Origin of the sequence: Marinobacter sp. bablab_jr008, assembly GCF_016464145.1 — a bacterium.
GTDB classification, from domain to species: domain Bacteria; phylum Pseudomonadota; class Gammaproteobacteria; order Pseudomonadales; family Oleiphilaceae; genus Marinobacter; species Marinobacter nauticus.
This window is the reverse complement of record NZ_JACDWW010000089.1, coordinates 58,795-81,064: the sequence shown is the minus strand read 5'-3', so window position 1 is coordinate 81,064 and position 22,270 is coordinate 58,795. Positions and strand designations below refer to the sequence as shown.

General features: G+C 59.9%; 22 protein-coding genes. 11 read left to right on the top strand and 11 right to left on the bottom strand.

Annotated features, from left to right (window positions below; all coding sequences use genetic code 11):
- Positions 1 to 29: 29 nt before the first annotated feature.
- Positions 30 to 833, bottom strand: coding sequence for an RluA family pseudouridine synthase (locus tag JIF53_RS18365; RefSeq protein ID WP_153740006.1), 804 nt, complete (start codon positions 831 to 833; stop codon positions 30 to 32).
- A 123-nt stretch (positions 834 to 956) separates the two neighbouring features.
- Between JIF53_RS18365 and JIF53_RS18360 the strand changes: the two genes are divergently transcribed.
- Together JIF53_RS18360 and JIF53_RS18355 are read left to right on the top strand one after the other, a co-directional pair.
- Positions 957 to 1,130 (top strand): DUF2897 family protein, encoded by a 174-nt coding sequence (locus JIF53_RS18360; RefSeq protein WP_153740005.1) that lies wholly within the window; start codon positions 957 to 959, stop codon positions 1,128 to 1,130.
- A gap of 221 nt (positions 1,131 to 1,351) precedes the next feature.
- Entirely contained in the window at positions 1,352 to 2,419 is a 1,068-nt protein-coding gene (locus JIF53_RS18355) for a BMP family ABC transporter substrate-binding protein (RefSeq protein WP_153740004.1), read from the top strand.
- A 72-nt stretch (positions 2,420 to 2,491) separates the two neighbouring features.
- Here the strand turns inward: JIF53_RS18355 and JIF53_RS18350 are convergent, their stop codons facing one another.
- From JIF53_RS18350 to xdhA, 10 genes are all read right to left on the bottom strand, one after another.
- Positions 2,492 to 3,274 (bottom strand): ABC transporter permease, encoded by a 783-nt coding sequence (locus JIF53_RS18350; RefSeq protein WP_199453914.1) that lies wholly within the window; start codon positions 3,272 to 3,274, stop codon positions 2,492 to 2,494.
- The gene (locus JIF53_RS18345) at positions 3,274 to 4,056 is read right to left on the bottom strand and encodes an ABC transporter ATP-binding protein (protein WP_153740002.1); all 783 of its coding nucleotides are present in this window, start codon (positions 4,054 to 4,056) and stop codon (positions 3,274 to 3,276) included. The genes JIF53_RS18350 and JIF53_RS18345 overlap by 1 nt, the downstream gene beginning before the upstream one ends.
- Before the next feature lie 55 nt (positions 4,057 to 4,111).
- A complete protein-coding gene (locus JIF53_RS18340) occupies positions 4,112 to 5,152 on the bottom strand; it encodes an ABC transporter substrate-binding protein (protein WP_199453912.1) in 1,041 nt (346 codons plus the stop codon).
- A gap of 215 nt (positions 5,153 to 5,367) precedes the next feature.
- A complete protein-coding gene (locus tag JIF53_RS18335) occupies positions 5,368 to 6,570 on the bottom strand; it encodes a urate hydroxylase PuuD (protein WP_153740000.1) in 1,203 nt (400 codons plus the stop codon).
- A 4-nt stretch (positions 6,571 to 6,574) separates the two neighbouring features.
- Positions 6,575 to 7,954 carry a guanine deaminase gene (gene guaD / locus JIF53_RS18330; protein ID WP_153739999.1) on the bottom strand — a complete coding sequence of 460 codons (1,380 nt, stop codon included), beginning with the start codon at positions 7,952 to 7,954 and terminating at the stop codon, positions 6,575 to 6,577.
- 5 nt (positions 7,955 to 7,959) lie between these two features.
- Positions 7,960 to 8,295, bottom strand: a complete 336-nt coding sequence (gene uraH, locus JIF53_RS18325) for a hydroxyisourate hydrolase (protein WP_153739998.1) — start codon at positions 8,293 to 8,295, stop codon at positions 7,960 to 7,962.
- Positions 8,292 to 8,792, bottom strand: coding sequence for a 2-oxo-4-hydroxy-4-carboxy-5-ureidoimidazoline decarboxylase (gene uraD, locus JIF53_RS18320; protein WP_153739997.1), 501 nt, complete (start codon positions 8,790 to 8,792; stop codon positions 8,292 to 8,294). The genes uraH and uraD overlap by 4 nt, the downstream gene beginning before the upstream one ends.
- Positions 8,789 to 9,652, bottom strand: coding sequence for a xanthine dehydrogenase accessory protein XdhC (gene xdhC, locus JIF53_RS18315; RefSeq protein WP_228285630.1), 864 nt, complete (start codon positions 9,650 to 9,652; stop codon positions 8,789 to 8,791). Before xdhC ends, uraD begins: the two co-directional genes overlap by 4 nt.
- Entirely contained in the window at positions 9,649 to 12,003 is a 2,355-nt protein-coding gene (gene xdhB / locus JIF53_RS18310; protein ID WP_199453904.1) for a xanthine dehydrogenase molybdopterin binding subunit, read from the bottom strand. The genes xdhC and xdhB overlap by 4 nt, the downstream gene beginning before the upstream one ends.
- On the bottom strand, positions 11,996 to 13,471 hold the full coding sequence (gene xdhA / locus JIF53_RS18305; RefSeq protein ID WP_199453902.1) for a xanthine dehydrogenase small subunit: 1,476 nt from the start codon (positions 13,469 to 13,471) through the stop codon (positions 11,996 to 11,998). The genes xdhB and xdhA overlap by 8 nt, the downstream gene beginning before the upstream one ends.
- A gap of 235 nt (positions 13,472 to 13,706) precedes the next feature.
- Here xdhA and JIF53_RS18300 point away from each other — a divergent pair, with 235 nt between their 5' ends.
- The 9 genes from JIF53_RS18300 (at position 13,707) to JIF53_RS18260 (ending at position 22,249) form a co-directional block, all read left to right on the top strand.
- The gene (locus JIF53_RS18300; RefSeq protein ID WP_199453900.1) at positions 13,707 to 15,245 is read left to right on the top strand and encodes an ABC transporter ATP-binding protein; all 1,539 of its coding nucleotides are present in this window, start codon (positions 13,707 to 13,709) and stop codon (positions 15,243 to 15,245) included.
- Positions 15,229 to 16,338, top strand: coding sequence for an ABC transporter permease (locus JIF53_RS18295; protein ID WP_227548814.1), 1,110 nt, complete (start codon positions 15,229 to 15,231; stop codon positions 16,336 to 16,338). The genes JIF53_RS18300 and JIF53_RS18295 overlap by 17 nt, the downstream gene beginning before the upstream one ends.
- A gap of 1 nt (position 16,339) precedes the next feature.
- Positions 16,340 to 17,260, top strand: a complete 921-nt coding sequence (locus JIF53_RS18290) for an ABC transporter permease (RefSeq protein WP_199453898.1) — start codon at positions 16,340 to 16,342, stop codon at positions 17,258 to 17,260.
- A 59-nt stretch (positions 17,261 to 17,319) separates the two neighbouring features.
- The gene (locus JIF53_RS18285; RefSeq protein ID WP_153739991.1) at positions 17,320 to 18,096 is read left to right on the top strand and encodes an outer membrane protein OmpK; all 777 of its coding nucleotides are present in this window, start codon (positions 17,320 to 17,322) and stop codon (positions 18,094 to 18,096) included.
- 69 nt (positions 18,097 to 18,165) lie between these two features.
- Positions 18,166 to 18,837 (top strand): TetR/AcrR family transcriptional regulator, encoded by a 672-nt coding sequence (locus tag JIF53_RS18280; RefSeq protein ID WP_022989073.1) that lies wholly within the window; start codon positions 18,166 to 18,168, stop codon positions 18,835 to 18,837.
- The gene (puuE, locus tag JIF53_RS18275; RefSeq protein ID WP_153739989.1) at positions 18,834 to 19,790 is read left to right on the top strand and encodes an allantoinase PuuE; all 957 of its coding nucleotides are present in this window, start codon (positions 18,834 to 18,836) and stop codon (positions 19,788 to 19,790) included. The genes JIF53_RS18280 and puuE overlap by 4 nt, the downstream gene beginning before the upstream one ends.
- Positions 19,783 to 20,805 (top strand): allantoicase, encoded by a 1,023-nt coding sequence (gene alc, locus JIF53_RS18270; protein ID WP_199453896.1) that lies wholly within the window; start codon positions 19,783 to 19,785, stop codon positions 20,803 to 20,805. Before puuE ends, alc begins: the two co-directional genes overlap by 8 nt.
- Positions 20,802 to 21,311 (top strand): ureidoglycolate lyase, encoded by a 510-nt coding sequence (locus JIF53_RS18265; protein ID WP_153739988.1) that lies wholly within the window; start codon positions 20,802 to 20,804, stop codon positions 21,309 to 21,311. The genes alc and JIF53_RS18265 overlap by 4 nt, the downstream gene beginning before the upstream one ends.
- Positions 21,308 to 22,249 (top strand): isopenicillin N synthase family dioxygenase, encoded by a 942-nt coding sequence (locus JIF53_RS18260; RefSeq protein ID WP_199453894.1) that lies wholly within the window; start codon positions 21,308 to 21,310, stop codon positions 22,247 to 22,249. The genes JIF53_RS18265 and JIF53_RS18260 overlap by 4 nt, the downstream gene beginning before the upstream one ends.
- Positions 22,250 to 22,270: the final 21 nt, after the last annotated feature.

Below are 22,270 nucleotides of genomic sequence, written 5' to 3'. Positions count from 1 at the left end.
AGGCCAGCCGAGACGCTGGCCTTATTTGTTTATGGTCGCTGTTCCGGAAGCCTGAATACCTGTGCTTTCCGGGTAACAGGACATTGGAAAGCCAATTCAACGGCGGTGAGTTGCAGGCCACCCGCAGATGCCGCGCCATACAGCCGGTCTCCCACAATCGGGTGGCCAATGCCGGCCAGATGGCGTCGGATCTGATGTTTACGTCCGGTTTCGATTCGTACCTGCACCTCCGTTGTGTCTGATTCCTCATCCCGGCTCAGTGTCGTCACGCGGCTGATTGAGTCCTTGCCATCCAGTGGCGTGTCGAGGCGAAGATCATCTGCCATCAGGTTGCCGGCGACCCGCGCCCGGTAGATCTTGGTCATGGCGCGCCCGGCAAACAATTCTGAAAGTGCCGCCGCGGCCTTGCCATCATGGGCAATCAGCATCAGGCCTGCAGCGTCAGCATCCAGGCGGTGTACCAGAAAGCAGGGTGCATTCAGTTCAATTTCCGCCAGGCGCAGAAGGCTACAGTGGTCGCCCCATTGAGACCCTTGTGATAACAGCCCGTGGGGCTTGAACCAGACACTGTAACGACCTTTGTTCTCCAGCAGCGTCGGTGTTTCCGGCTTACGCGCCAACACCTGATCATCGTAGAACAGCTGAATACGGGTGCCGGGTTTCAGTTCCCGCTTGGCCTTGCGTAAACGCACCTGCTTTCCCTTCTGTGTCCACCAGCACGCGCCCTTGGCCATGGCATCCTTGATGCGCTGCTTGGGCAGGCCCGAGGCGCCTGCAAGCGCATCTACCGCAAGCCCGGAGCTTTCAACAGTCAGGTCGATGGTCTGGCGCATGATGGATGGAGCACTCCGGGTTTCAGGTAAGCGGGCCCGGCATTATAGCGGAAACGGGGACGGGAGCACGCCTTTACCGGCTGTGGTACTGTTTGGCAAGGCAGAAATTGAAGGAGACTGGTTATGCCGTTAATTGGCTGGCTATTTCTTTTCGGTGCATTCGCATTGGTGTTGGGCAGCCTGCTGTTTTTGCGTGATAGCGCCAATATGAAGATTCCCAAAGAAAAGCTGGAGAAGATTCGGGAGCGCAAGGCGGAGCAGGAGAAGGCAGACAAGGAGGAGCAGGATCGCTGGTGATGGTTGCCCCGGCGTTTGCCTGTCGGTGTGGCATTGCGTACGAGTATTGCGCACCACTATAGTGCCGCCTTTTTTGAGTTCTGGTAAAGCAGAAATAGAAAGTTCATTAAAAACAATGCATTGAAAAACCTGAACAATTGGCCAGCTTTTTGCTCCATCTGAAGTTGTTACCCGCTTAGGGCGGTGCAACACAACTTCAGAATGGTTCAGGAGAACGATGCATGAGCATGAAACGCAGTCTGGCAGCCGCCATTGCACTGACCCTGTCATCTTCCGTCATGGCAGAAGATCCGATGAAGATCGGATTTGTCTATGTTGGCCCCATTGGCGATCACGGCTGGAGTTACCAGCATGATCTGGGCCGCAAAGCCGTTGAGGCACACTTTGGTGACCAGGTTGAGACGACCTATGTGGAAAACGTAGCTGAAGGTGCCGACGCCGAGCGCACTATTCGCATGCTTGCCCAAGCCGGCAACGACGTTATCTTTACCACATCATTCGGTTTTATGAACCCGACTATTCGGGTTGCCGAACAGTTCCCGGATATCACCTTCATGCATGCCACCGGCTACAAGCAGGCGGACAACGTTGGTACCTATCTGTCCAAGACCTACGAGGGGCGTTATGTAACGGGAGTGGCAGCCGGATTGGTAACCGAGTCGAATGTGCTGGGTTACATTGCCTCGTTCCCGATTCCGGAAGTCATTCGCGATATCAACGCGGTTTATCTGGGGGCCAAGTCGGTGAACCCGGACATCGAGATCAAGGTAGTCTGGGCCAACACCTGGTTTGATCCGGCCAAAGAGGCGGATGCCGCTAACGCCATGATGGATCAAGGCGCGGATGTGGTTATTCAGCACACCGACAGCCCGGCGCCGTTGATGTCCGCCTTGCGCCGGGGTAACTGGGGTGTCGGGCAGGCATCTGATATGCGGGAATTTGGTAAAGAGGCGCATCTGTTATCGGTCGCCAACAACTGGGGTCCTTATTACGTGGACCAGGTGCAGAAAGTCATGGACGACACCTGGGTGCCGGAGGACCATTGGGGCGGTATTGACGAAGATATGATCCAGATTATCGGCCTGAGCGACCGCCTGAGCGAGGACCAGTCGGCTGCTGTGAACCAGGTGATTGACGCCATTAGCGCCGGTGAGCTGCATCCATTTACCGGTCCTTTGAAAGACCAGGCCGGCGAGCTTAAAGTGGCGGATGGGGTGACTATGACCGAACAGGAACTGGCGGGTATGAACTGGTTCGTGGAAGGCGTCGGAGCAACACTGCCGAAGTAACGATTCTGATCAGACACTGACAAAAGAGCCCCGATCAATGGGGCTCTTTATTGGCTGACTGGCGGGTGTGTTTCAGAACGCAGGGTCGGAACCGCGCGTGGCCCAACCGGTCATCCGGCGCTCGACCAGTGCGAAGAGTTCGTACATCACCACGCCCATGACGCCGATCACCACCAGGCCGGCAAATACCAGACCCATATCCATGGTGGAGCTCGCCGACAGCATCAGGTACCCGATGCCAACGTTCGATGCCACCGTCTCGGAGATGACCGAGCCGACAAAGGCCAGGGTAATCGCAACCTTGAGTGAAGCGAAGAAGTAAGGCATGGAGCGGGGCAGAGCGACTTTCTTCAGAATGTCGATGCGACTGGCGCCGAGCGAACGCATAACGTCCTGCAGCTCCGGCTCCAGCGTCGCCAGGCCGGTGGCCATATTCACCACCACCGGGAAGAAGGAGATCAGAAACGCAGTAAGAATGGCGGGTACCGTGCCGATACCGAACCAGACCACCAGCACTGGCACGAAGGCCACTTTCGGGATGCTGTTGAAACCCACCATCAAAGGATAGACCGCTTTGTAGATCACCGGCGAGGAGCCCACCAGCATGCCCAAAACCAGTCCAAATGCCACGGCAAGGGCGAATCCGACAACGGTGGTGAACAGGGTCTGGGTGGCATGCTCAATGATCTGTGGTCGGTATTCCAGCCAGGAACGCCAGATTTCGGTGGGGGCCGGGAACAGGTAGTCGGGAATCTGGAAAGCAAAGCAAACCAGCTCCCAGAACAGTACCAGGAACACAAGCAGCAGCCAGGGGGAGGCTTTCATCAACAGGCGTTTTCGTTGAGCCAGGGTCATCAGGATCCCTCCCGGATTCGGCCAATGTGGTCACGTAATTCAAACACCAGGTCGGCAAAGGGGTCGGTGTAGGTGACGGACAGCTCTCTGGGCCGGGGCAGGTCGACTGGCTTGCGCACCAGTATCCGGCCCGGGCCCTTGCTCATTACGTAGACGGTATCGGCAAGAAAGACCGCTTCGCGGAGGTCGTGGGTCACCAGAACCACCGTGAAGGGCTCTTCCTGCCATAAATCCCGCACCATGCACCAGAGTTCCTCACGGGTGAAGGCATCCAGTGCGCCGAACGGTTCATCAAGCATCAGCAGTGAGGGGCGGTGGATCAGTGCGCGGCAAATAGACGCGCGCTGCTGCATGCCGCCGGACAGCTCCCAGGGATATTTGTGTTCGCAGCCGGCAAGGCCAACCCGCTTGAGCAGGGCGCGCCCCAGTTCTTCGAACTGTGTTTTTTCCCGGCGGAACTTGTGGCGGTACTCCGCCACTATCTCAAGTGGCAGCAGCACGTTTTCAAGGGTCGTGCGCCACGGCAGCAGGTTGGAGGCCTGGAACGCCATGCCAACACCCTTCTGCGGGCCCGCCACTTGCTTGCCCCCCAGATAGACATAGCCATCGCTCGGTGGCGCAAGCCCGGTGACCAGCTTCATCAGGGTGGACTTGCCACAGCCCGAAGGGCCCACCACCGCCACAAACTCATTTTCTTTCACGCTCAGGGAGATGTTTTCGATCGCCAGCGGGCCATCCTCTCCGTAACGCATGCTTACATTCTCAAACTCGACAAGGTTCATCTGGTACTCCGGTAGGCCAGGGAGCCCGGGTGCGCGGTACCCGGGCACAGGTGCGTCAATCGATCGAGCGCTCTGCCTGTGATGGCAGGTAGCTGCTGTCGAACAACTGCGTGAGTTGGTCTGACGGTTCCAGGTTATAGGAGGCCACCATGTCCGCCACGGCCCGCTCCATGCGCGCTTCGGTGATGGCGCCCAGACCTTCCGCGCGGGTTTCTTCGGTGATCACGTGGTTGTCCATGGCCAGTTTAAGGCGGCGCAGCTCCAGGTCCTGTTTGATCAGGCCATCCCGTTTTTTTACATAGGTAATCGCGGTTTCAGGATCTTCGATGGTTTCTTTCAGGGCTTTGTTGAAGGCTCTCAGAAACCCTTTGACCGCCTCCGGGTTCTGTTCGAGCAAGGCATCCTGGGCAATGATGGTGTTGCCGTAGAACTCCACTCCGTAATCCGGGTATTTCAGCGCCACGATGTTGTCCGGCGCAACGCCGCGGGCTTCTAGGTTCAGCAGGCTGGTGAAGTAGAAACCGGTAATGGCGTCTACCTCACCCCGGGCCAGCAGGGTTTCCCGGATGGCAGGATCGGCTGATTGCCACTCAACGGAGTCCACGGCCAGGTTGTTATGCCGGGCAAACGACGGCCAGGCTTTGCGGCCGCCATCGAACACGGGGGCGCCCAGAGTCTTGCCTGCCAGGTCTTCGGGTTTTTCAATGCCGGATTCTTTCAGGGCAAACACCGCTGCAGGCATGGTGTTGTAGACCATATAAACGGCGGTTACACCGGTTTCCGGGTTTTTGGAGGTGGTTTCTGTCAGCGCGCTGAAGTCGGCAAAGCCCATGTCGTAGGCGTTGGTGGCTACGCGGGTAACCGCACCTGCCGAGCCATTGCCGGCATCAATGGTGACGTTGAGCCCCTCACTCTTGAAATAGCCCTTATCGAGAGCCATCAGGAAAGGCGCAGAGGGCCCTTCAAAACGCCAGTCCAGGGTAAACCGAATGTTGGTGTCAGCCTGGGCTAAGGTGCTCGCGGCCAAGGCGCCTGCCAGAGTGACGGCTTTTGACAGCCCCCTGAACAGGCCGGGCTTTTGCTGTTTTGCTTTCATGGAGGTGTTCCTCGCTGTGTTTGGAATAGAGGTTTTGCGTACTCACAGGGAAAGTGCAATTGCCGTACCAGAGTCCCGGAACACCGGCCCGAGTGGCGTAAAACCTGACCACATGGTCTATTTTGTTGGCTTCCGGGCTCCACCGGGTGTTAAGAGAGTGCCCTGAAATGGCGCTCCGGCCTGGCCCTGTGGACCAAACCGGTGCCGCCAGGGCGTTATTGGCCAGCGTTATCCAGCCAGCCCCCCAGTGCGGTGCGTTCCTGCTCGGTCATGCCGCTGGCATTGCCCAGGGGCATGTAATGGGTGCGGACGGCTGCTTGCTGCACCCGGGCGGAATGGGCCAGCAGGTCAGTCAGCTGTTCCAGTACGATGCCGGCAGGCGGTGCCTGAAAGCCCGGATGCGCCGGCTCCCGGGCATGGCAGGCGGTACAGTGCTGGCGGAGCAGACCGGAAACCTCGGTATCGGTAGCCACAACGCGTTCAACAGCGGCGTCAGAATTGCGGTTGTCAGGGGCGAGGGCCCATACCAGAGCCAGGGTCAGCAAGGCAGAAAGCACCAGTATTCCGGGCTTATGGATGCCCCGGTGTTTCAGGTTGAAATAGTGACGGGCAAAGGCGGTGATAAAACCGATGGCCGCCAGAATGGCCCAGCCTTCGGGGTGGCCATACAACATGGGGTAGTGGTTGCTGATCATGATGAACAGCACCGGCAGGGTCAGGTAATTGTTGTGAGTGGAACGCAGCTTGGCGAGGTCTGCCAGCCGGGCAACCTCCGGCCCCGGTGTTTTGCCCTCGCGAACCGCGCTCACCAGGGCGCGCTGTGAGGGCATGATGCCCAGAAACACGTTGGCTACCATCAGGGTGCCGATCATCGCTCCGATATGAATGAACGCGCCCCGGCCACTGAAGATCTGGAACAGGCCCCAGGCAGCAAACACCAGGAGTGCGTAGAGCAGGGCGCCGAACAGCTTGCCATTGCCGGCCAGCGGGCTGCGGATCATCAGCTCATAAATGCCAAGCATCGCGGCGATACTGGCCAGCCCGAGGGCGGCGCCGGTGCCGGCGCCGAGACCGGCTTTGGCCGGGTCCAGCAGGTAGCCGGGGCTGCCCAGATAGTAAACCAACAGCAGCAGGGCCATGCCGCTGAGCCAGGTGCTGTAGGCTTCCCATTTGAACCAGTGCAGTTCCCTGGGCATCTGCTCCGGGCCCAGATGGTATTTGGCCACTTCATAAAAGCCACCACCGTGTATGGCCCAAAGGTCACCCTTGATGCCCTTGGCTTGCTTCCATTCCGGCGGCTCCCGAAGGTGGTTGTCCAGCCAGATAAAATAGAAAGATGCGCCAATCCAGGCGACGCCGGCAATCACATGAAACCAGCGAATAATCAGCCCAAGCCATTCAGTGAGATACGCCTCCATAGGGTCAGGCTCCTGTTGCCGTCAAAGAAAGGGGGGCAGGTTGTTCGTCTGCGTCAGGGCGCTGCCAGAGAAGCTGGCCGGCGACGGCAGTTGCGGCAATGGCCCGGTCATCGCCCAGAATCATCAGGTCAAAGAGCAATTCCTGCAGACTTTGGCCGGCACGTTGTTTCATCGCCGTGATGGGTGCGCCAAGCGGGTCCAGAACCACAAAATCGGCCTGGTTACCGGGGCGGAAATTACCGGTCTGGTCTTCCTGCTGCAGAACCCTGGCATTGCCCAATGTGGCCAGATAGAAGGCCAGCCAGGGTGTCAGTGTCTGGCCCCTGAGCCGGCACACCTTGTAGGCCTCTGCCATGGTGGCCAGCATGGACAGGCTGGTGCCGCCGCCGACGTCTGACGCCAGCCCGACCTGGACACCGGCAGCGCGGGCGGCGCCCAGATCGAACAGGCCGCTGCCCAGAAAGGTGTTAGAGGTGGGGCAGAAAGCGATAGACGCGCCGGTTTGCGCCAGCCGGTGGCGGTCCTGGTCGCCAATGTGGATGCCGTGGGCAAGCACCGTATTCCGGCCCAGCAAACCATAGTGGTCGTACACATCCAGGTAGCTGTGGCGCTCCGGGAACAGTTGCCGGGTGAGCTCGATTTCACCGGTATTCTCAGCCCAGTGGGTCTGGATCAGGGCGTCCGGGAATGCCTGTGCCAGTTCACCAGCCAGCTGCAGTTGTGCCGGGCTTGAGGTAATGGCAAATCTGGGGGTGATGGCGTAGCGAAGGCGACCGCGGTTGTGCCAGCGTTTGGCCAGTTCGCAGCTGTCCCGATAACTTTCCCGGGCTGTGTCGGTCAGGTTCGCCGGCGCGTTCCGGTCCATCATGACCTTGCCGGCAGTCAGGGCCATGCCCCGGCTTTGTGCGCCCTCAAACACCGCATTAACCGAGGCCGGGTGCGAGGTGCAGAATACCAGGGCAGAGGTGGTGCCATGGCACAACAGCAAATCCAGAAACTGGCTGGCTTCGGCCCGGGCCCAGTCGGCCTGGCAGAACCGGGCCTCATGGGGGAAGGTATAGGTCTCCAGCCAGTCCAGAAGCTGGGTGCCATAACTGGCCATCACCGCCAGTTGCGGCATATGCACATGGGTGTCGATAAAGCCCGGCATAATCAGGCCCTCGGGCCAGTGCCGGATATCGGTTCCGCCGGGCAGGCGTGATATGAGTTCGGGGGCCGGCCCCGTGGCCAGTACCCGGCCCTGGTGAACGACCAGCAGGCCGTCCGGGTAGTACTCGTAACTGTCAGGTTCGGGCTCGGGGGCGTTGCCCGGGTCGTTGAGAAAATGGAGGATGTTGCCCCGGTAAGCCTGGCATCCCGCCGGAAACGCAAGTAATGGGTCCACGTCTATCAGCTCCCCCGGTAAGTGGAATAGCCCCACTGGTTCAACAGCAGGGGCACGTGGTAGTGGCTATCGGTGTCGGCAACGGTGAAGTCGATGGTCACTTCCGGGTAGAAGCAGTCCAGCTTGCGCTTTTGGTACCAGTCGCCGGTGGCAAAGCGCAGCCGGTAATGGCCGGAATCAACCGGGCCGGACAGCCAGGAGGTTATCCGGCCATCCTGGTCGGTAGCGCCTTCGGCCATGAGTGCGGGGCCGCCTTCAGTGATCCGTTCCAGCACAACCCGAACCCCGGCGGCCGGTTTGCCGCTGCCGATATCGAGGACGTGGGTGGTGATCGGGCTCATAACAGTTTCTCCAGTCGTAATTCGGTTATTTTTGCCTGCTCCTGTGCCGCGTTCTGCAGCTCCTCGGCCCGGGTGTTGCAAAGGCGCTGTTCCAGCAGTTCCAGCATCTCCGGGGCGCTTTTGCCGGTGGCACAGACAATGAAAATGAACCCGAACTTGTCCAGGTAAGCCTGGTTGCCGGTGCTCAGTCTTTGCAGGGTGTCTTCATCCGCCTGCCGGGTGCCGGCTTGTTCGTCGCCGGCCAGAGTGCGGGTGCTGGCGTATTTTTTTCGAAGGCTGTCAAGGTTGCCGATTCTGGGATGGGCCTCGAACGCCTGCAGCCAGTCGGCTTCCGTCAACTGCGGCCAGAGTTGCCGGCACGCGGCGTAGAGGCTGTCGCGATCCATGAAAGGGCGGGCGTTAAGCATGCCTTGCACCCAGGTCTCTGCTGCGCAGCAGTTCCGCAGCAGTGGTTCCGCCTCGGCTGCTGGCAGTTGATTGAAATCGCCAAGGTTCATGAAGGGAGGTCTCCGGTTTCTTTTTCGGGCAGCAGGCCTTTGAGTTGTTGCCAGGAAATGCCCCGTTTGGACGCAGGGTTATCGGGCTGTGCTGTCAGGGTGAGCAGTTCAGCCATGATGGAAACCGCGACTTCCATAGGGCGTTTGCCCGGCACGTCGGACCGCCCCACAGGACAGCGGATGCGGGCAATGTCGGTATCCGAAAAACCGCGATGGGCCAGGCGCTGACGAAAACGTTCGGCCTTGGTGGCAGAGCCGATCAGCCCGATACCGGCGGCGGTGCCGGCTGTGAGCAGAGCCCGGCAAAGCTCGAAATCCAGGTGGTGATTGTGGGTGACAATCAACACCTGTTGCTGGTTGCACAGTTCAGGCGCATCGCCGGCGGGGTCATCAGTGTGGTGAATCCGGACATTGGCCGGTGGTCCGGCTGGAAACTGTTCTGGTCGCGGGTCAACCCAGGTAACGCGCCAGGGCAGTTCCGCCAGGATGGTCACCAGGGCCCTGGCCACGTGGCCGGCGCCAAAGACCACCAGTTGTTGCTGGCTGCCCGGATGGGTTTCCAGAAGCACCGACACACTGCCGCCGCAGCACTGGCCAAGGCTTGCGCCCAGGGGAAAATGCGCCAGTTCGCTCTGGTAAAACCCCTTGGCCAGACGCTCCCGGGCCTGCTGGCAGATGCGGTGCTCCAGATGGCCGCCGCCAATGGTGTCGTAACAGTGTTCTCCGGTGATCACCATTTTGGTGGCGGGCTCCCGCGGTACCGAGCCGGTCACACCCAGCACGGTCACCAGGGCATAGGGCTCACCACGCTGCTCACAGAGGGCGACCGCCTGGTGCCAGTTAAGGGGCGTTGCCATCATTGTCCGTTCTCCTGTTGGTTTACCCAGCGCCGGGTTTCGGTAACGGCATTCAGTACACGTTCCGGTGTCGCCGGCGTGTCCAGTGGCGGGCTTAAGCGGTAGTCGCTGAGGCTGGATACCGCGTCGCGAAGCGCGCTCCACACTGAAATGCCAAGCATGAACGGGGGTTCGCCCACGGCTTTGGAGTGGAATACCGTGGCTTCGTGGTTGGGGCTGTCTTTCAGCAGCGCTACCCGCAGGTCTGGCGGGCAATCGGAAACGGCGGGAATTTTGTAGGTGGCTGGGCCGGTGGTCAGTAACCGGCCTTCGGCGCTGTACACCAGCTCTTCCGTGGTGAGCCAGCCCATGCCCTGAATGAAGCCGCCTTCAATCTGACCCATGTCGATGGCCGGGTTCAGGGAGCGCCCGGCATCGTGCAGAATGTCGGTACGCAGCACCCGGTATTCACCAGTCAAGGTGTCGACTACGACCTCGGAGCAGGCGGCACTGTTGGTGTAGTACAGAAACGGCCGGCCCTGACCGGCGTCGTGGTCATAGTGGATCTTCGGTGTGGCATAGAAGCCGCTGGAGGACAGGGATATCCGGTGCATGTAGGCGGTCTGGATAAAGTCTTCCCAACTCAGGCAGTGGTCTCCGATATGAACCTGGTTAGCATGGAACCGCACGTGTTCTTCCGGCACATTCCAGTGGGATGAAGCAAAGGCGGTCAGGCCACCCAGTATCTTTTCGCAGGCATCAAGCGCAGCCATGCCATTGAGGTCGGAACCGGAAGAGGCCGCCGTGGGGGAGGTGTTCGGTACCTTATCGGTGCGGGTAGCGGAAACCTTGACCCGCGCCACGTCCACCTGAAAGGCGGTTGCGACCACCTGCGCTACCTTGATGTACAGGCCCTGGCCCATCTCGGTACCACCGTGATTTACCTGAATGCTGCCATCGGTGTAGATGTGCACCAGTGCACCGGCCTGGTTCAGGTGTTTTGCGGTAAAGGAGATGCCGAACTGCACCGGGGTCAGCGCCAGCCCGCGTTTCAGCACCGGGTTGCGGGCATTCAGGGCAATGATTTCCTGGCGCCGCTGGCGGTAAGCGGAGCTGCGTTCCAGTTGTGCGATCAGTTCCGGCAGCACCTGTTGTTCGATGGTCTGGCCATAGTGGCTGACATCGCGGCCGGGGCCGAATAGGTTGAGTTTGCGGATATCCAGGGGGTCTTTGCCCAGATGGCGGGCAATGTCGTCCATGGCCTGTTCGATGATCATCATGCCCTGGGGCCCACCAAAGCCCCGGAACGCGGTGTTTGATACCGTGTGGGTCTTGCACCGGTGGCCAACCACCCGGGCCTGGTCCAGGTAGTAGGCGTTGCAGGCATGGAACATGGCCCGGTCGACAATGGCATCTGAAAGGTCCGGAGAATAACCGCAGCGCCCGGCCACCATAAGGTCCGCGCCTTTGATCAGCCCCGAGTCGTCAAAACCGATGTGGTAGGTGTTGAAGAAATCATGGCGTTTGCCGGTTTGCACCATGTCGTCTGAGCGCGACAAGCGGTATTTGACCGGGCAGCCGGTCACCCGGGCCAGCAGTGCCGCCACGCAGGCCAGCGGTGCTGCCTGGGTTTCCTTGCCACCAAAGCCGCCCCCCATGCGGCGTACTTCAGCCTGCACGCAATGGATGGGCAAGCCCAGCACTTCGGCCACCAGCTTCTGCACCTCACTGGGGTGCTGGCTGGAGGTATGGACGAACATGCCGCCATCTTCGGTGGGCTCCACCAGGCAGGCCTGGCCCTCCAGATAAAAGTGCTCCTGACCGCCGATGTGTTGCTGGCCTTTAAGCTGGTGGCGGGCGCCGGCGATGGCCTGGTCCGGGTCACCCCGTTGCTGGCGCCGGCCCGGCCGCACAAACAGCTGGTGTTCCAGGGCATCCTGAACGTTGATGACGGCTTCCAGTGGCTGATAGTTCACGATGGCTTTGCGGGCCGCTTTGCGGGCCGCCTCGTGACTGGTCGCGGCAACGGCGAACAGCGGCTGGCCGATGTGTTCAACCGTGTCCTGGGCCAGCACCGGATCACCGGGGAACACCGGGCCGATATCCAGGTGGCCGGGTACATCGGCAGCGGTAATGACCGCGACAACGCCGGGGCTGGCAAGAACCCGGGACAGGTCCATCTCCAGAATCCGGGCATGGGCCTGTTCGCTATGGCCCACGGCCGCGTGCAGCAGGCCTTCGGGGGCAGGCAGGTCATCGATATACCGGGCCTGGCCACTGGTATGCAGCCAGGCACTGTCGTGTTCGACGCCGGTGCCCACTACGCCCAGAGCGCTGTGGGCCGGGGTGGGGGTATTGAGCGGAAGTTTACGCATAGTCGGTCACCATGAGCGGGGTATCCCGGTGATGCAGGTCGGAGTTTTCGAGTAGTGCCCTGTAAAGCAGATTGCCCGCGACCTGTAACCGGTAAACGGAAGAAGCCCGCACGTCGGTCAACGGGGAGAAGTCGTCGCTCAGCGCTTTTATAGCCTGCTCAACAGAACGTTGATTCCAGGGTTTGCCCAGCAGCGCGGCTTCTGTAAGGCGTGCGCGGGCAGGGGTTGCGGCCATACCGCCGTAGGCGAGTCGGCAATCCTGAACCACACCGTTCCGAAGGGTCAGCCGGAAAGCTCCGAGCACCGCGGAGATATCGTCATCGAGCCGTTTTGAAACCTTATAGATGAACAGGCGCTGGTTGGGCTCGGGAACGGGGATGTGGATGGAATGGACAAACTCGCCGGGCTGCAGGTCGGTTTGCCGGTAGCCCTTGAAGAACTGTTCTGCCGGGAGTTCCCTGGCCCCCTCCGGGCCTTCCAGTATCAGGGTGGCATCGAGCGCTATCAATGCCGGCGGCATATCGCCAATGGGGGAGGCGTTGGCGATGTTGCCGCCGAGGGTACCCCGGTTGCGCACCTGCAATGAGCCTAGCCGTTCCAGCAGGTGGTCGAAGGCCGGCCAGAGCCCGGACAGCTGGCTGTGGAACTGCCGGTAGGGGGTGGCGGCCCCGATCACCAGGTGGTTTTCTTCCAGCTGGCAGCCATTCAGTTCCCGCACCCGCTCCAGGCTAATCAGCTTGGGCAGGGTTTTCAGCTGTTGGGTGATCTCCAGCACAAGGTCCGTACCTCCGGCAATCAGCCGGGCATCCGGGTGAGCGCGCAACAGGCGTTTGAGCTGAGGCAGGGCTGCCGGGGCGTAGTATTGATTGCCGTTCCGGGCTTCCAGACTGGTCATCGAGGTGTCGTCAACCGTTGCGAGCCCATCCGCTTTATCGGCCCTGGCCAGATACCGGGCAGGGTGGTTATCGGAGCCAGGTTGCCAGCTTTGCACCAGCGCCTGCCGGCCGGCTTCCATGATCGGCCGGTAGCCGGTACAGCGACACAGGTTTCCGGCCAGGGCCTCCATCAGTTTGTGGTCGTCGGCGTCGCCCGGTGCAGATTCGCTGTGCAGGGCAATCAATGACATGACAATGCCCGGGGTGCAAAAACCGCACTGTGCCCCGTGGCAGTCCATCAGGCTCTGCTGAACCGGGTGTGCCGGCTGTTCCCGAAAGGCTTCAATGGTCAGCAGGTGCTTGCCCTGCAGGCTGCCAATCAGGGTGATGCAACTGTTAATGGCTTCATAGCGAATTTGACCGTTCTTGTCTGGCGCCCCGGTAATCACGGTGCAGGCGCCGCAATCTCCGGAGCCGCAGCCTTCTTTGGTACCGGTAAGCCGCTTTTTGGTGCGTAGCCACTCCAGAATGCTCCGGTTTGGGTCGGCCTGGTCAATTTTTTCGGCACGGCCGTTGAGAACAAATTCGATCACCTTGGTCTCCGCTTCTGCTGTCTGGAAAGGGGATTCCGGGGCCTTGCACCTATAAGGCAGGCGCCAGGATCAGTTTCTTTTCCAGAGCTTCTGCAAAAAGCTGACCAACTGGTTAGCTCTGTTCAAATCAAGCACCAATTCATTTTTGGCAAGGTTATTGCTCAGCTACCAAATGTTGATTGGTTGGTCAGATTCTTTATGGCCGGACCTGACCCAGACTACGAGGAGACCGGGAATGGCAGTTTCTGCTCAGAGGTTAAAGCTGCAGGGGATCGTGAAAGATTACCCGGGATGCCGGGCTAACGACGGCGTAGACCTTACTGTGGGCGCCGGCGAGATCCACGCCCTGCTGGGGGAGAATGGCGCGGGCAAAAGCACGCTGATGAAAATCATCTATGGCGTGGTTCAGCCGGATGCCGGTCGTATTGTCTGGAATGGCCACCCGGTGACAGTGGAGAACCCTGCCCGGGCCCGGCAGTTGGGCATAGGCATGGTCTTTCAGCACTTCTCTTTGTTTGAAACCCTGACCGTGGCGGAAAACATTGCGCTGGGCCTGCCGGCAGATGAGGTTCGCGACCGGGGCGCACTGGAGCAGCGTATCCGGGAGGTGTCCGAACACTATGGGATGGCACTGGACCCCCGGCGCTTTGTCAGCACCTTGTCTATGGGGGAGCGGCAACGGGTGGAGATTGTCCGCTGCCTGGTTCAGGAAAGTACCCTGCTGATCCTGGACGAACCCACTTCGGTACTGACACCCCAGGAAGTGGCCACACTGTTCAAAACGTTGCGCAAACTGGCCAGGGACGGCTGCAGCATTCTGTTTATAAGCCACAAGCTGGAGGAAGTCAGAAGCCTGTGCGATCAGGCCACGGTGTTGCGCCAGGGCCGGGTGAGCGGACATTGCCAGCCGAAAGACTTATCTGCCTCAGACATCGCCCGCCTGATGGTGGGCGACGATACCCCGATTTCAACCCAGGTCAGCGCTGCCCAACCGGGTGACACCCTGCTGCAGGTGCAGGAGCTGAGCTGGCAAACGGATGACCCTTTCGGCACCAGCCTGAAGAACATCGGTTTTTCCTTGCGCGCAGGCGAGATCGTCGGCATTGCCGGGGTGGCCGGAAACGGACAGGAGGAACTGCTCAAGGTTTTGTCCGGAGAGATCACCCTCAAGGGCGAGGCCATTCGTTTCACCGGCGAGGCGATTGACCGCCTGCCTCCCGGGGCACGGCGAGCCCGGGGGCTGGCTGTGGTGCCCGAGGAGCGGCTGGGCCGGGGCGCCGTGCCGGTGATGTCGCTGGCCGACAATGCGTTGCTGACCGCTGCAGGGCAGAGCCTGGTGCGGCGTGGTGTGATTCGGCGGCAAAAGGTTCGGGAGTTTGCCAGAGACGTCATTTCACGCTTTGGCGTGCGCTGCTCTGGCGAGCAAAGCAGCGCCTCGAGCTTATCCGGCGGCAACCTGCAGAAATACATTCTCGGCCGCGAAGCCTGTCAGTCACCAAGGCTTCTGGTGGCCTCCCACCCAACCTGGGGTGTGGATGTGGGCTCGGCGGTGGCTATTCATCAGGCGCTGGTAAAACTGCGCGATGAGGGCGCCGCCATCCTGCTGATATCCGAAGACCTGGATGAGCTCTACCAGCTCTGTCACCGGATGGGCGCCATCTGTAATGGCCGGCTGTCACCATTGGCCCCGGCTTCTGAGTTGAGCATAAATCAACTCGGGCAGTGGATGGCGGGAAACTTCAAGGCGGAGGAGTTTGCTGATGCTGCAGCTTGAGCGCCGCCCTGAAGCCTCTACCACCCTGCGCTGGTTATCGCCTCTGCTGGCCCTGGCCCTGACGGTCGCAACCGGCTTCCTGTTATTCCTCGGCATGGGTAAAGACCCGATCCAGGCCCTGACCTTCTTCTTTATCACGCCGATCAGTGACCTCACCGGACTTGCCGAGCTGGGCCTGAAAACCGCGCCTTTGTTGCTGTGTGCCGCCGGGCTGACGGTCTGCTTCCGGGCCAGAATCTGGAATATCGGTGCCGAGGGCCATTTCCTGATTGGCGCGGTGGCGGCCAGTGCTGTTGCGGTTTCGGTGGGGGAGGCCGGTGGATTCCTGGTTTTGCCGGCGGTTCTGCTGGCGGGCATTGCCGGTGGTATGGCATGGGCGGCGATTGCGGCGTTTCTCAAGACTCACCTGAACTGCAACGAAATCCTCACCACCATCATGCTCAATTACATCGCCCTGAACCTGCTGCTCTATGCGGTGCACGGGCCCCTGAAAGATCCCTACGGGTTTGGCTTTCCCCAGTCGGTGATGTTTGCCGATGCGGCTTTGTTGCCAGCGCTGATTAACGGCACGCGGCTGCACATCGGCCTGGCCTTCGGGTTGCTGGCGGCTGTCGCAGTATGGGTGCTGTTTGCCCGCAGCTTCATCGGCTACCAGTTGAACGTGGTGGGTGAGGATCATCGGGCGGCGGCGTTTGCCGGGTTCAGTGCCAGACGGCTGACCTGGTTTGCGCTGCTGGTTGGTGGCGCAACTGCGGGGCTGGCTGGCGCCGCGGAAGTGACCGGGCCGATCGGACAGCTGGTGCCCCAGGTGTCGCCGGGCTATGGCTACACCGCGATCATTGTGGTGTTTCTGGGCCGGATGCATGCCCTGGGCATTATTGCCGCCAGTGCCTTGCTGGCTCTGACCTTTATTGGCGGCGAGATGTTGCAGATTGCCATGAACATGCCCAAGGCGGTGACCGCCATGTTCCAGGGAATGCTGCTATTCTACCTGCTCACCTGCGATGCCTTTATTCACTACCGGATTCGTTTTCGCCGGCCTTTACCGGCAGGCCTGTCCCAACCCGCCGCCCCGGCCGGCCAGGAGCTCTGATATGGACCTGTTGACCAACATTCTTGCCGCCACGATGGTGGCCGGCACCCCGCTGCTGCTGGTGGCCCTGGGCGAACTGATCTGTGAGCGCTCCGGCGTTCTCAACCTGGGGCAGGAGGGCATGATGCTGATGGGCGCGGTGGCCGGGTTCATCGCGACCTTGTCTACCGGCAGCCTGGCCGCCGGGGTTGTTGTCGCCATGCTGACCGGGCTGGCGATGTCGATGTTGTTCGCCGTTATGGCAGTGACCCTCTCCGCCAACCAGTACGCCGCCGGGCTGGCGTTAACCATCTTCGGCACGGGCCTGAGCGCCTTCGTGGGTGCCGGCTTTGTCGGCCAGTCCATCGAGGGTTTTGAAAAAATTGCGATCCCCCTGTTGAGTGATCTTCCAGTGCTGGGTCGGGCGCTCTTCACCCAGGATTTGCTGGTGTATTTTTCCTGGCTGGTGTTTGCAGGTGTTGCTCTGTTCCTGCGCTTCAGCCGCGGCGGCCTGGTTCTGAGGGCCGTTGGGGAGTCGCCAGGTGCGGCCAACGCCAATGGCTTGCGGGTACTCACCGTGCGTTACCTTGCGGTGGCCTTTGGCGGGGCCATGGCCGGCCTTGCCGGTGCCTATCTGTCGCTGGCCTACACCCCAATGTGGACCGAGAACATGACCTCAGGCCGGGGCTGGATAGCGCTGGCGCTGGTGGTGTTTGCCAGCTGGCGCCCCGGGCGCTTGCTGTTGGGTGCTTACCTGTTCGGGGCGGCCTCCATTCTTCACCTGGTGCTCCAGGGCCTGGGCTGGCGCAGCCCCACCGAGTTGCTGGCGATGCTGCCCTACGTGGTCACCATCCTGATGCTGATTCTTTTGTCGTTCGACCCGGTACGCACCCGGTTGAACACCCCGCTGTCTCTTGGCCAGCCCTACCGGCCGGGACATTAACTAAAACGATGTACTGCTAACAACCGATGACCCAAAAAAGTAACCAGAGAGGCTATGCCATGAAAGCACTTCGTAAAACCCTGATCGCAAGCTGCGTTGCTGCAGCCTGTTTTGCGCCTGCTGCCCATGCCGAGAAGTTCTTCGGTGGCTCCAGTATCTCCATCCTGCACAGTGCCGATTACCAGGGCGTTCAGTTCGACGCCGGTGGTAACGGGGGAGTGGAATACGAGGCGACCTACTTTACGTTCGAGAACGTGACCGCCCACAACTGGGGTGGCACCTTCTTCTTTATCGACCGGGAGCAGCCTCAGGGAGACCTTGAAGGTACCGACAACGTATACGGTGAATTCGCGCCCAATATCAGCGGCAGCTGGCTGACAGGCCAGGATTTGTCGTTCGGGCCGGTGAAAGACATCACCCTGGCCGGGCAGTACGAATTTGGCGGCGGTACCGAGGCAAACAACTACATGTACGGTTTCGGCCTGGCGTGGGACGTGCCTGCGTTCCGTTACTTCACTACATCTTTCTACTACGTTGATAACAGCGAGATCAGTGATGACTGGCAGATGACGGTCACCTGGGGCCTGCCGTTTGATGTGGGTGCGGCGAAATTCCTGGTGGATGGTTACATCGACTGGTCCACCTCGGCCAGTGATCACGAGTCCGAGTTCCAGTTCACGCCCCAGATCAAGCTGGACGTGGGTAACTTCATGGGCAACCCGGGCGTGCTCTACGCCGGTATTGAGTACCAGTACTGGAACAACAAGTTTGGCCTGAACGAGACGCTGGTAGACACCCAGAGTTCAGTCAGCGCACTGGTGAAATTCCACTTTTGATCCATTTCAGGAGTCCATCGGAATGGAAAGGGTGGACTCCTGAATCACCGGACAACAAGTGAGTGAACCATGACCAGATCACTGTCAGTGCAGCAGAACACATCTGAAGCGGGCCGGAGCTACCGGCCTGGCCGGATCCGGGAGCGGAACCGGGAAGCCATTCTGCAGGCGGCCGAGCAGGAGTTTGCCCTGCACGGCTACAAGGGCACCACCATCCAGAATATTGCTGAACGGGCCGGCTTGCCGAAGTCCAACGTGCTTTATTACTTCAGCAACAAAAAACGCATGTACAGCGCCATGTTCGACGACATTCTGCTGCGCTGGAACAAAGTATTCTCGGAAATAAAACCGGACGACGATCCGGCTACTGCACTGGAAACCTTTATTCGCACCAAGGTGAACATGTCGCAGCAATACCCGCTAGCGTCACGATTGTTTGCCATGGAAATCATTCAGGGCGCGCCCTTCTTGCTCGACCACCTGCGCACCAACATGCGCGAGTGGGTGCGGGGCAGGGCGTCGGTAATCCAGCACTGGATTGATGAGGGCAGGATGGCGCCGGTGGATCCGGTACAGCTGATTTTCCTGATCTGGTCGTCGACCCAGCATTATGCCGATTTTCAGGTGCAAATCCTGATGGTGGAAAACAAGGCAGAGTACGAGCCAAGGGACTTCGAGCATGCCGCAGATTTTCTTGTTGACGTTATTCTAAGAGGCTGCGGCCTGGAGCGACCTGGATGAATGAAGGTAAAGCCTACCCAAGGGACATGTGCGGTTACGGTGAACATCCGCCCCACGCGCAGTGGCCCGGTAATGCACGTATCGCGGTGCAGTTTGTACTGAATTACGAAGAAGGCGGCGAGAACTGCGTGCTGCACGGCGACGAACACTCGGAAACCTTTCTATCGGATATCATCGGTGCCGCGCCTTACCGTGACCGGCACATGAGTATGGAGTCGCTGTACGAGTACGGCTCCCGCGCCGGGGTCTGGCGGGTGTTGCGGGAATTTCGGCGCCGTGGGCTGCCGCTGACCGTATTCGGTGTGACCATGGCCATGGCCCGCAACCCGGAGGTGGTCAAAGCGTTTATTGAAGACGGCCATGAAATCGCCTGCCATGGCATGCGTTGGATTCATTATCAGGGGATGAGTGAGTCCGAAGAGCGGTGCTACATGCAGCTTGCCATAGAGCAGCACCAGGCACTTACCGGCGAGCGCCCGCTTGGCTGGTACACCGGCCGTGACAGCCCTAATACTCGCAGACTGGTGGTTGAGACCGGGGGCTTCCTGTACGACAGCGATTACTATGGCGATGACCTGCCATTCTGGACGGAAGTTTCCAGCTCCGATGGCCATAAACATCCCCATCTGGTGGTTCCCTATACACTCGAAGCGAACGACATGCGGTTTGCCTCACCCCAGGGCTTCAATACCGGCGAACAGTTCTTCCAGTACCTGAAAGACAGTTTCGACGTGTTGTATGCCGAAGGGCTAGAGGTGCCGAAGATGCTGTCGGTTGGGCTGCATTGCCGCCTGATCGGCCGGCCCGGAAAATTCCGCGCCTTGCAGCGTTTTCTTGACTACCTCGAACAGCACGACCGGGTATGGGTGTGCCGCCGGGTTGATATTGCCCGGCACTGGCGAGCGCACCATCCCTTTGAGTCACAACCCACCTCGAGTATCTGCCATGACTGATGTAATGATTGCCCCTTTACCCGAAGGCCCTGAGTTCGCCCGGCAGGGGCTTAACCTGGCCGACAGTTCTCTGGGGGCCGAGGTTCTGGAAGTCACCGACGAGTTCTTTGCTCCCCGCGAACGAATGCTGTCACCTGAACCGGCCGCTTTCTACCCCGATCGTTACGACGACCACGGCAAGTGGATGGACGGCTGGGAAACCCGCCGGCGGCGGACCACAGGCCACGACTGGTGCATTGTCCGGCTGGCCATGCCGGGCGTGCTGACCGGTGTGGACTTTGACACCAGTTTCTTTACCGGTAACTTCCCACCGGCGGCATCACTGGAAGCCTGTTACAGCCCTGCCGCCGCGCCTGATGGCAACAGCGAGTGGGTTCCGCTGGTACCGGCTACCGAACTGGCCGGCAACGACCACCGGTTTTGTGCCATTACCTCTGACCAGCCCTGGACCCATGTGCGTTTGCACATCTACCCGGACGGCGGGCTTGCGCGCCTGCGGGTTTATGGCAGGCCCTGGGTAGACTGGAGCCAGGTAGCCCCCGGCCAATCTATTAACCTGCTGGCCCTGGAATGCGGTGCCGACCAGGTGGCCTGGAGCGACGCCCACTATGGTGAGCCCAGAAAACTGTTACGCCCCGGGCGGGGCATCAATATGGGCGATGGCTGGGAAACACGGCGTCGGCGAGAACCAGGCAATGACTGGTGCATTCTGGCCCTCGGCCACAAAGGCATTGCGGAAAGCCTCGAGATAGATACGGCTCACTTCAAAGGTAACTTTCCGGCCGCCTGCTCGGTACAGGCAGCCTGTGTGGAGGCCGGGGAGGGTACAGCCGCGTCACTGATCACTCAGAGTATGTTCTGGCCGACCTTGCTGGAGCCCCACCCCCTTGAGGCCGACGCCATACTTAAATTCACGGACCTCAAGGAACTTGGAGCTATTACCCACATTCGCTTCAACATGATTCCTGATGGCGGGGTGAGCCGGGTGAGGTTATTCGGGGAGCCGGTTCTGTGACCGAGTCAAGAAAGATCCTGGTCGAGCCGCTTACCCGGGAAGCCTTCGCGCCGTTTGGTGATGTGATTGATAGCTGTGGTCAGGCACCCCTGATGATCAATCAGGGGCGGACTGAGCGCTTCCATCAGCTGGCAGGTATTGAGTGTCTTGGTGAGGATGCCCGGGCCATTCTGTCAATCTTTCGCGGCCAGCCGCTTGTACCGCTGGAAATCCGCCTGATGGAGCGACACCCCTTGGGCAGCCAGGCGTTTGTACCACTGGATGGGGCGGACTTTCTGGCGGTGGTTGCTCCCCCCGGTGACTTTAACGAACTGGAGACCCGCGTTTTCCTGGCCAGAGGCGGGCAAGGCGTAAACTACCAGCCTGGAACCTGGCATGCGCCATTGTTGCCGCTGAGGGCTGATTCCGAGTATCTGGTGGTCGATCGCATCGGCTCGGGCACTAACTGCGACGAAGTGATGCTGAGCACCCCAATACAACCAATCTTGCTTGAGGAGGGTTCATGAAAGAGTTACCGGTAATTTCGCTACACGGTTTGCGCAGCCCGAACCTGGCCGAGCGGCAGACAACGGCGGCGGAACTGGGGCGGGCCTGTCGAGAGATCGGTTTTTTCTACGTGAGCGACCACGGCATTCCTGAACACGTTTGCCAGAGCGTATTTGAGCTGGCGAGGCAGCTGTTCGCCTTACCTGTAAGCCAAAAGCAGGAGATGTCGATCAAGCTGTCTCCCCACAATCGGGGCTATGTGGCGGTGGCAGATGAAAAACTGAACCCCCAAGCCGGCGCAGACAGGAAAGAGGCGTTCAATATTGGCACCGATTTCCCGGCAGACCATCCGGATGTGCTGGCAGGAAAGCCGTTCCGGGGCATCAATTTCTGGCCACCGTTAGAGGGCTGGAAGGCCGGCGCGCTGAATTATTTTGATAAATGCCTGGAACTTGGTCGCCTGATCCATCGTGGCTTTAGCCTGGACCTTGGTCTGCCGGAAACCTTTTTTGAACGCTATTTTGAGCAGCCAATCGCGACTTTGAGAATGCTCCGTTACCCGCCTGGGTCGGATGCCCATGCCCGGGAAGATGCAGGAGCTGGCACTCATACTGATTATGGCAATATCACTATTCTCGCCACCGATGGTGTCGCCGGATTGCAGGTACGAAGCCGGACAGGACAGTGGCTGGATGCTCCCCACGTCCCGGGCGCGTTTGTGTGCAATATTGGTGACTGCCTGATGCGCTGGACTAACGATACCTACCTCTCAACGCCGCACAGGGTGAAGGTGCCTGATCGGGAGCGCTACTCTGTGGCTTTCTTTTTGGAAGTAGATCCGGATGCCGTGGTGGATCCCAGGGACGTACAGCCGAATGACATGCCGAAGTATGAGCCGATACGATGTTCGACATACCTTTCTGAGCGGCTGAACGCAACCTACGAGCACCTGAAATGACAGTGAAACCGGGTAACCGAA

Bases quoted from the DNA above. Each gene is read 5' to 3' on its own strand.
- JIF53_RS18360 (WP_153740005.1), top strand. From the start codon at position 957: ATGCCGTTAATTGGCTGGCTATTTCTTTTCGGTGCATTCGCATTGGTG.
- JIF53_RS18280 (WP_022989073.1), top strand. From the start codon at position 18,166: ATGACCAGATCACTGTCAGTGCAGCAGAACACATCTGAAGCGGGCCGG.
- uraD (WP_153739997.1), bottom strand. From the start codon at position 8,792: ATGAACCTTGGCGATTTCAATCAACTGCCAGCAGCCGAGGCGGAACCA.
- alc (WP_199453896.1), top strand. From the start codon at position 19,783: ATGACTGATGTAATGATTGCCCCTTTACCCGAAGGCCCTGAGTTCGCC.
- JIF53_RS18365 (WP_153740006.1), bottom strand. From the start codon at position 833: ATGCGCCAGACCATCGACCTGACTGTTGAAAGCTCCGGGCTTGCGGTA.
- JIF53_RS18350 (WP_199453914.1), bottom strand. From the start codon at position 3,274: ATGACCCTGGCTCAACGAAAACGCCTGTTGATGAAAGCCTCCCCCTGG.
- puuE (WP_153739989.1), top strand. From the start codon at position 18,834: ATGAATGAAGGTAAAGCCTACCCAAGGGACATGTGCGGTTACGGTGAA.
- uraH (WP_153739998.1), bottom strand. From the start codon at position 8,295: ATGAGCCCGATCACCACCCACGTCCTCGATATCGGCAGCGGCAAACCG.
- JIF53_RS18340 (WP_199453912.1), bottom strand. From the start codon at position 5,152: ATGAAAGCAAAACAGCAAAAGCCCGGCCTGTTCAGGGGGCTGTCAAAA.
- xdhC (WP_228285630.1), bottom strand. From the start codon at position 9,652: ATGATGGCAACGCCCCTTAACTGGCACCAGGCGGTCGCCCTCTGTGAG.
- JIF53_RS18345 (WP_153740002.1), bottom strand. From the start codon at position 4,056: ATGAACCTTGTCGAGTTTGAGAATGTAAGCATGCGTTACGGAGAGGAT.
- JIF53_RS18355 (WP_153740004.1), top strand. From the start codon at position 1,352: ATGAGCATGAAACGCAGTCTGGCAGCCGCCATTGCACTGACCCTGTCA.
- JIF53_RS18300 (WP_199453900.1), top strand. From the start codon at position 13,707: ATGGCAGTTTCTGCTCAGAGGTTAAAGCTGCAGGGGATCGTGAAAGAT.
- JIF53_RS18290 (WP_199453898.1), top strand. From the start codon at position 16,340: ATGGACCTGTTGACCAACATTCTTGCCGCCACGATGGTGGCCGGCACC.
- xdhB (WP_199453904.1), bottom strand. From the start codon at position 12,003: ATGCGTAAACTTCCGCTCAATACCCCCACCCCGGCCCACAGCGCTCTG.
- JIF53_RS18335 (WP_153740000.1), bottom strand. From the start codon at position 6,570: ATGGAGGCGTATCTCACTGAATGGCTTGGGCTGATTATTCGCTGGTTT.
- JIF53_RS18260 (WP_199453894.1), top strand. From the start codon at position 21,308: ATGAAAGAGTTACCGGTAATTTCGCTACACGGTTTGCGCAGCCCGAAC.
- JIF53_RS18285 (WP_153739991.1), top strand. From the start codon at position 17,320: ATGAAAGCACTTCGTAAAACCCTGATCGCAAGCTGCGTTGCTGCAGCC.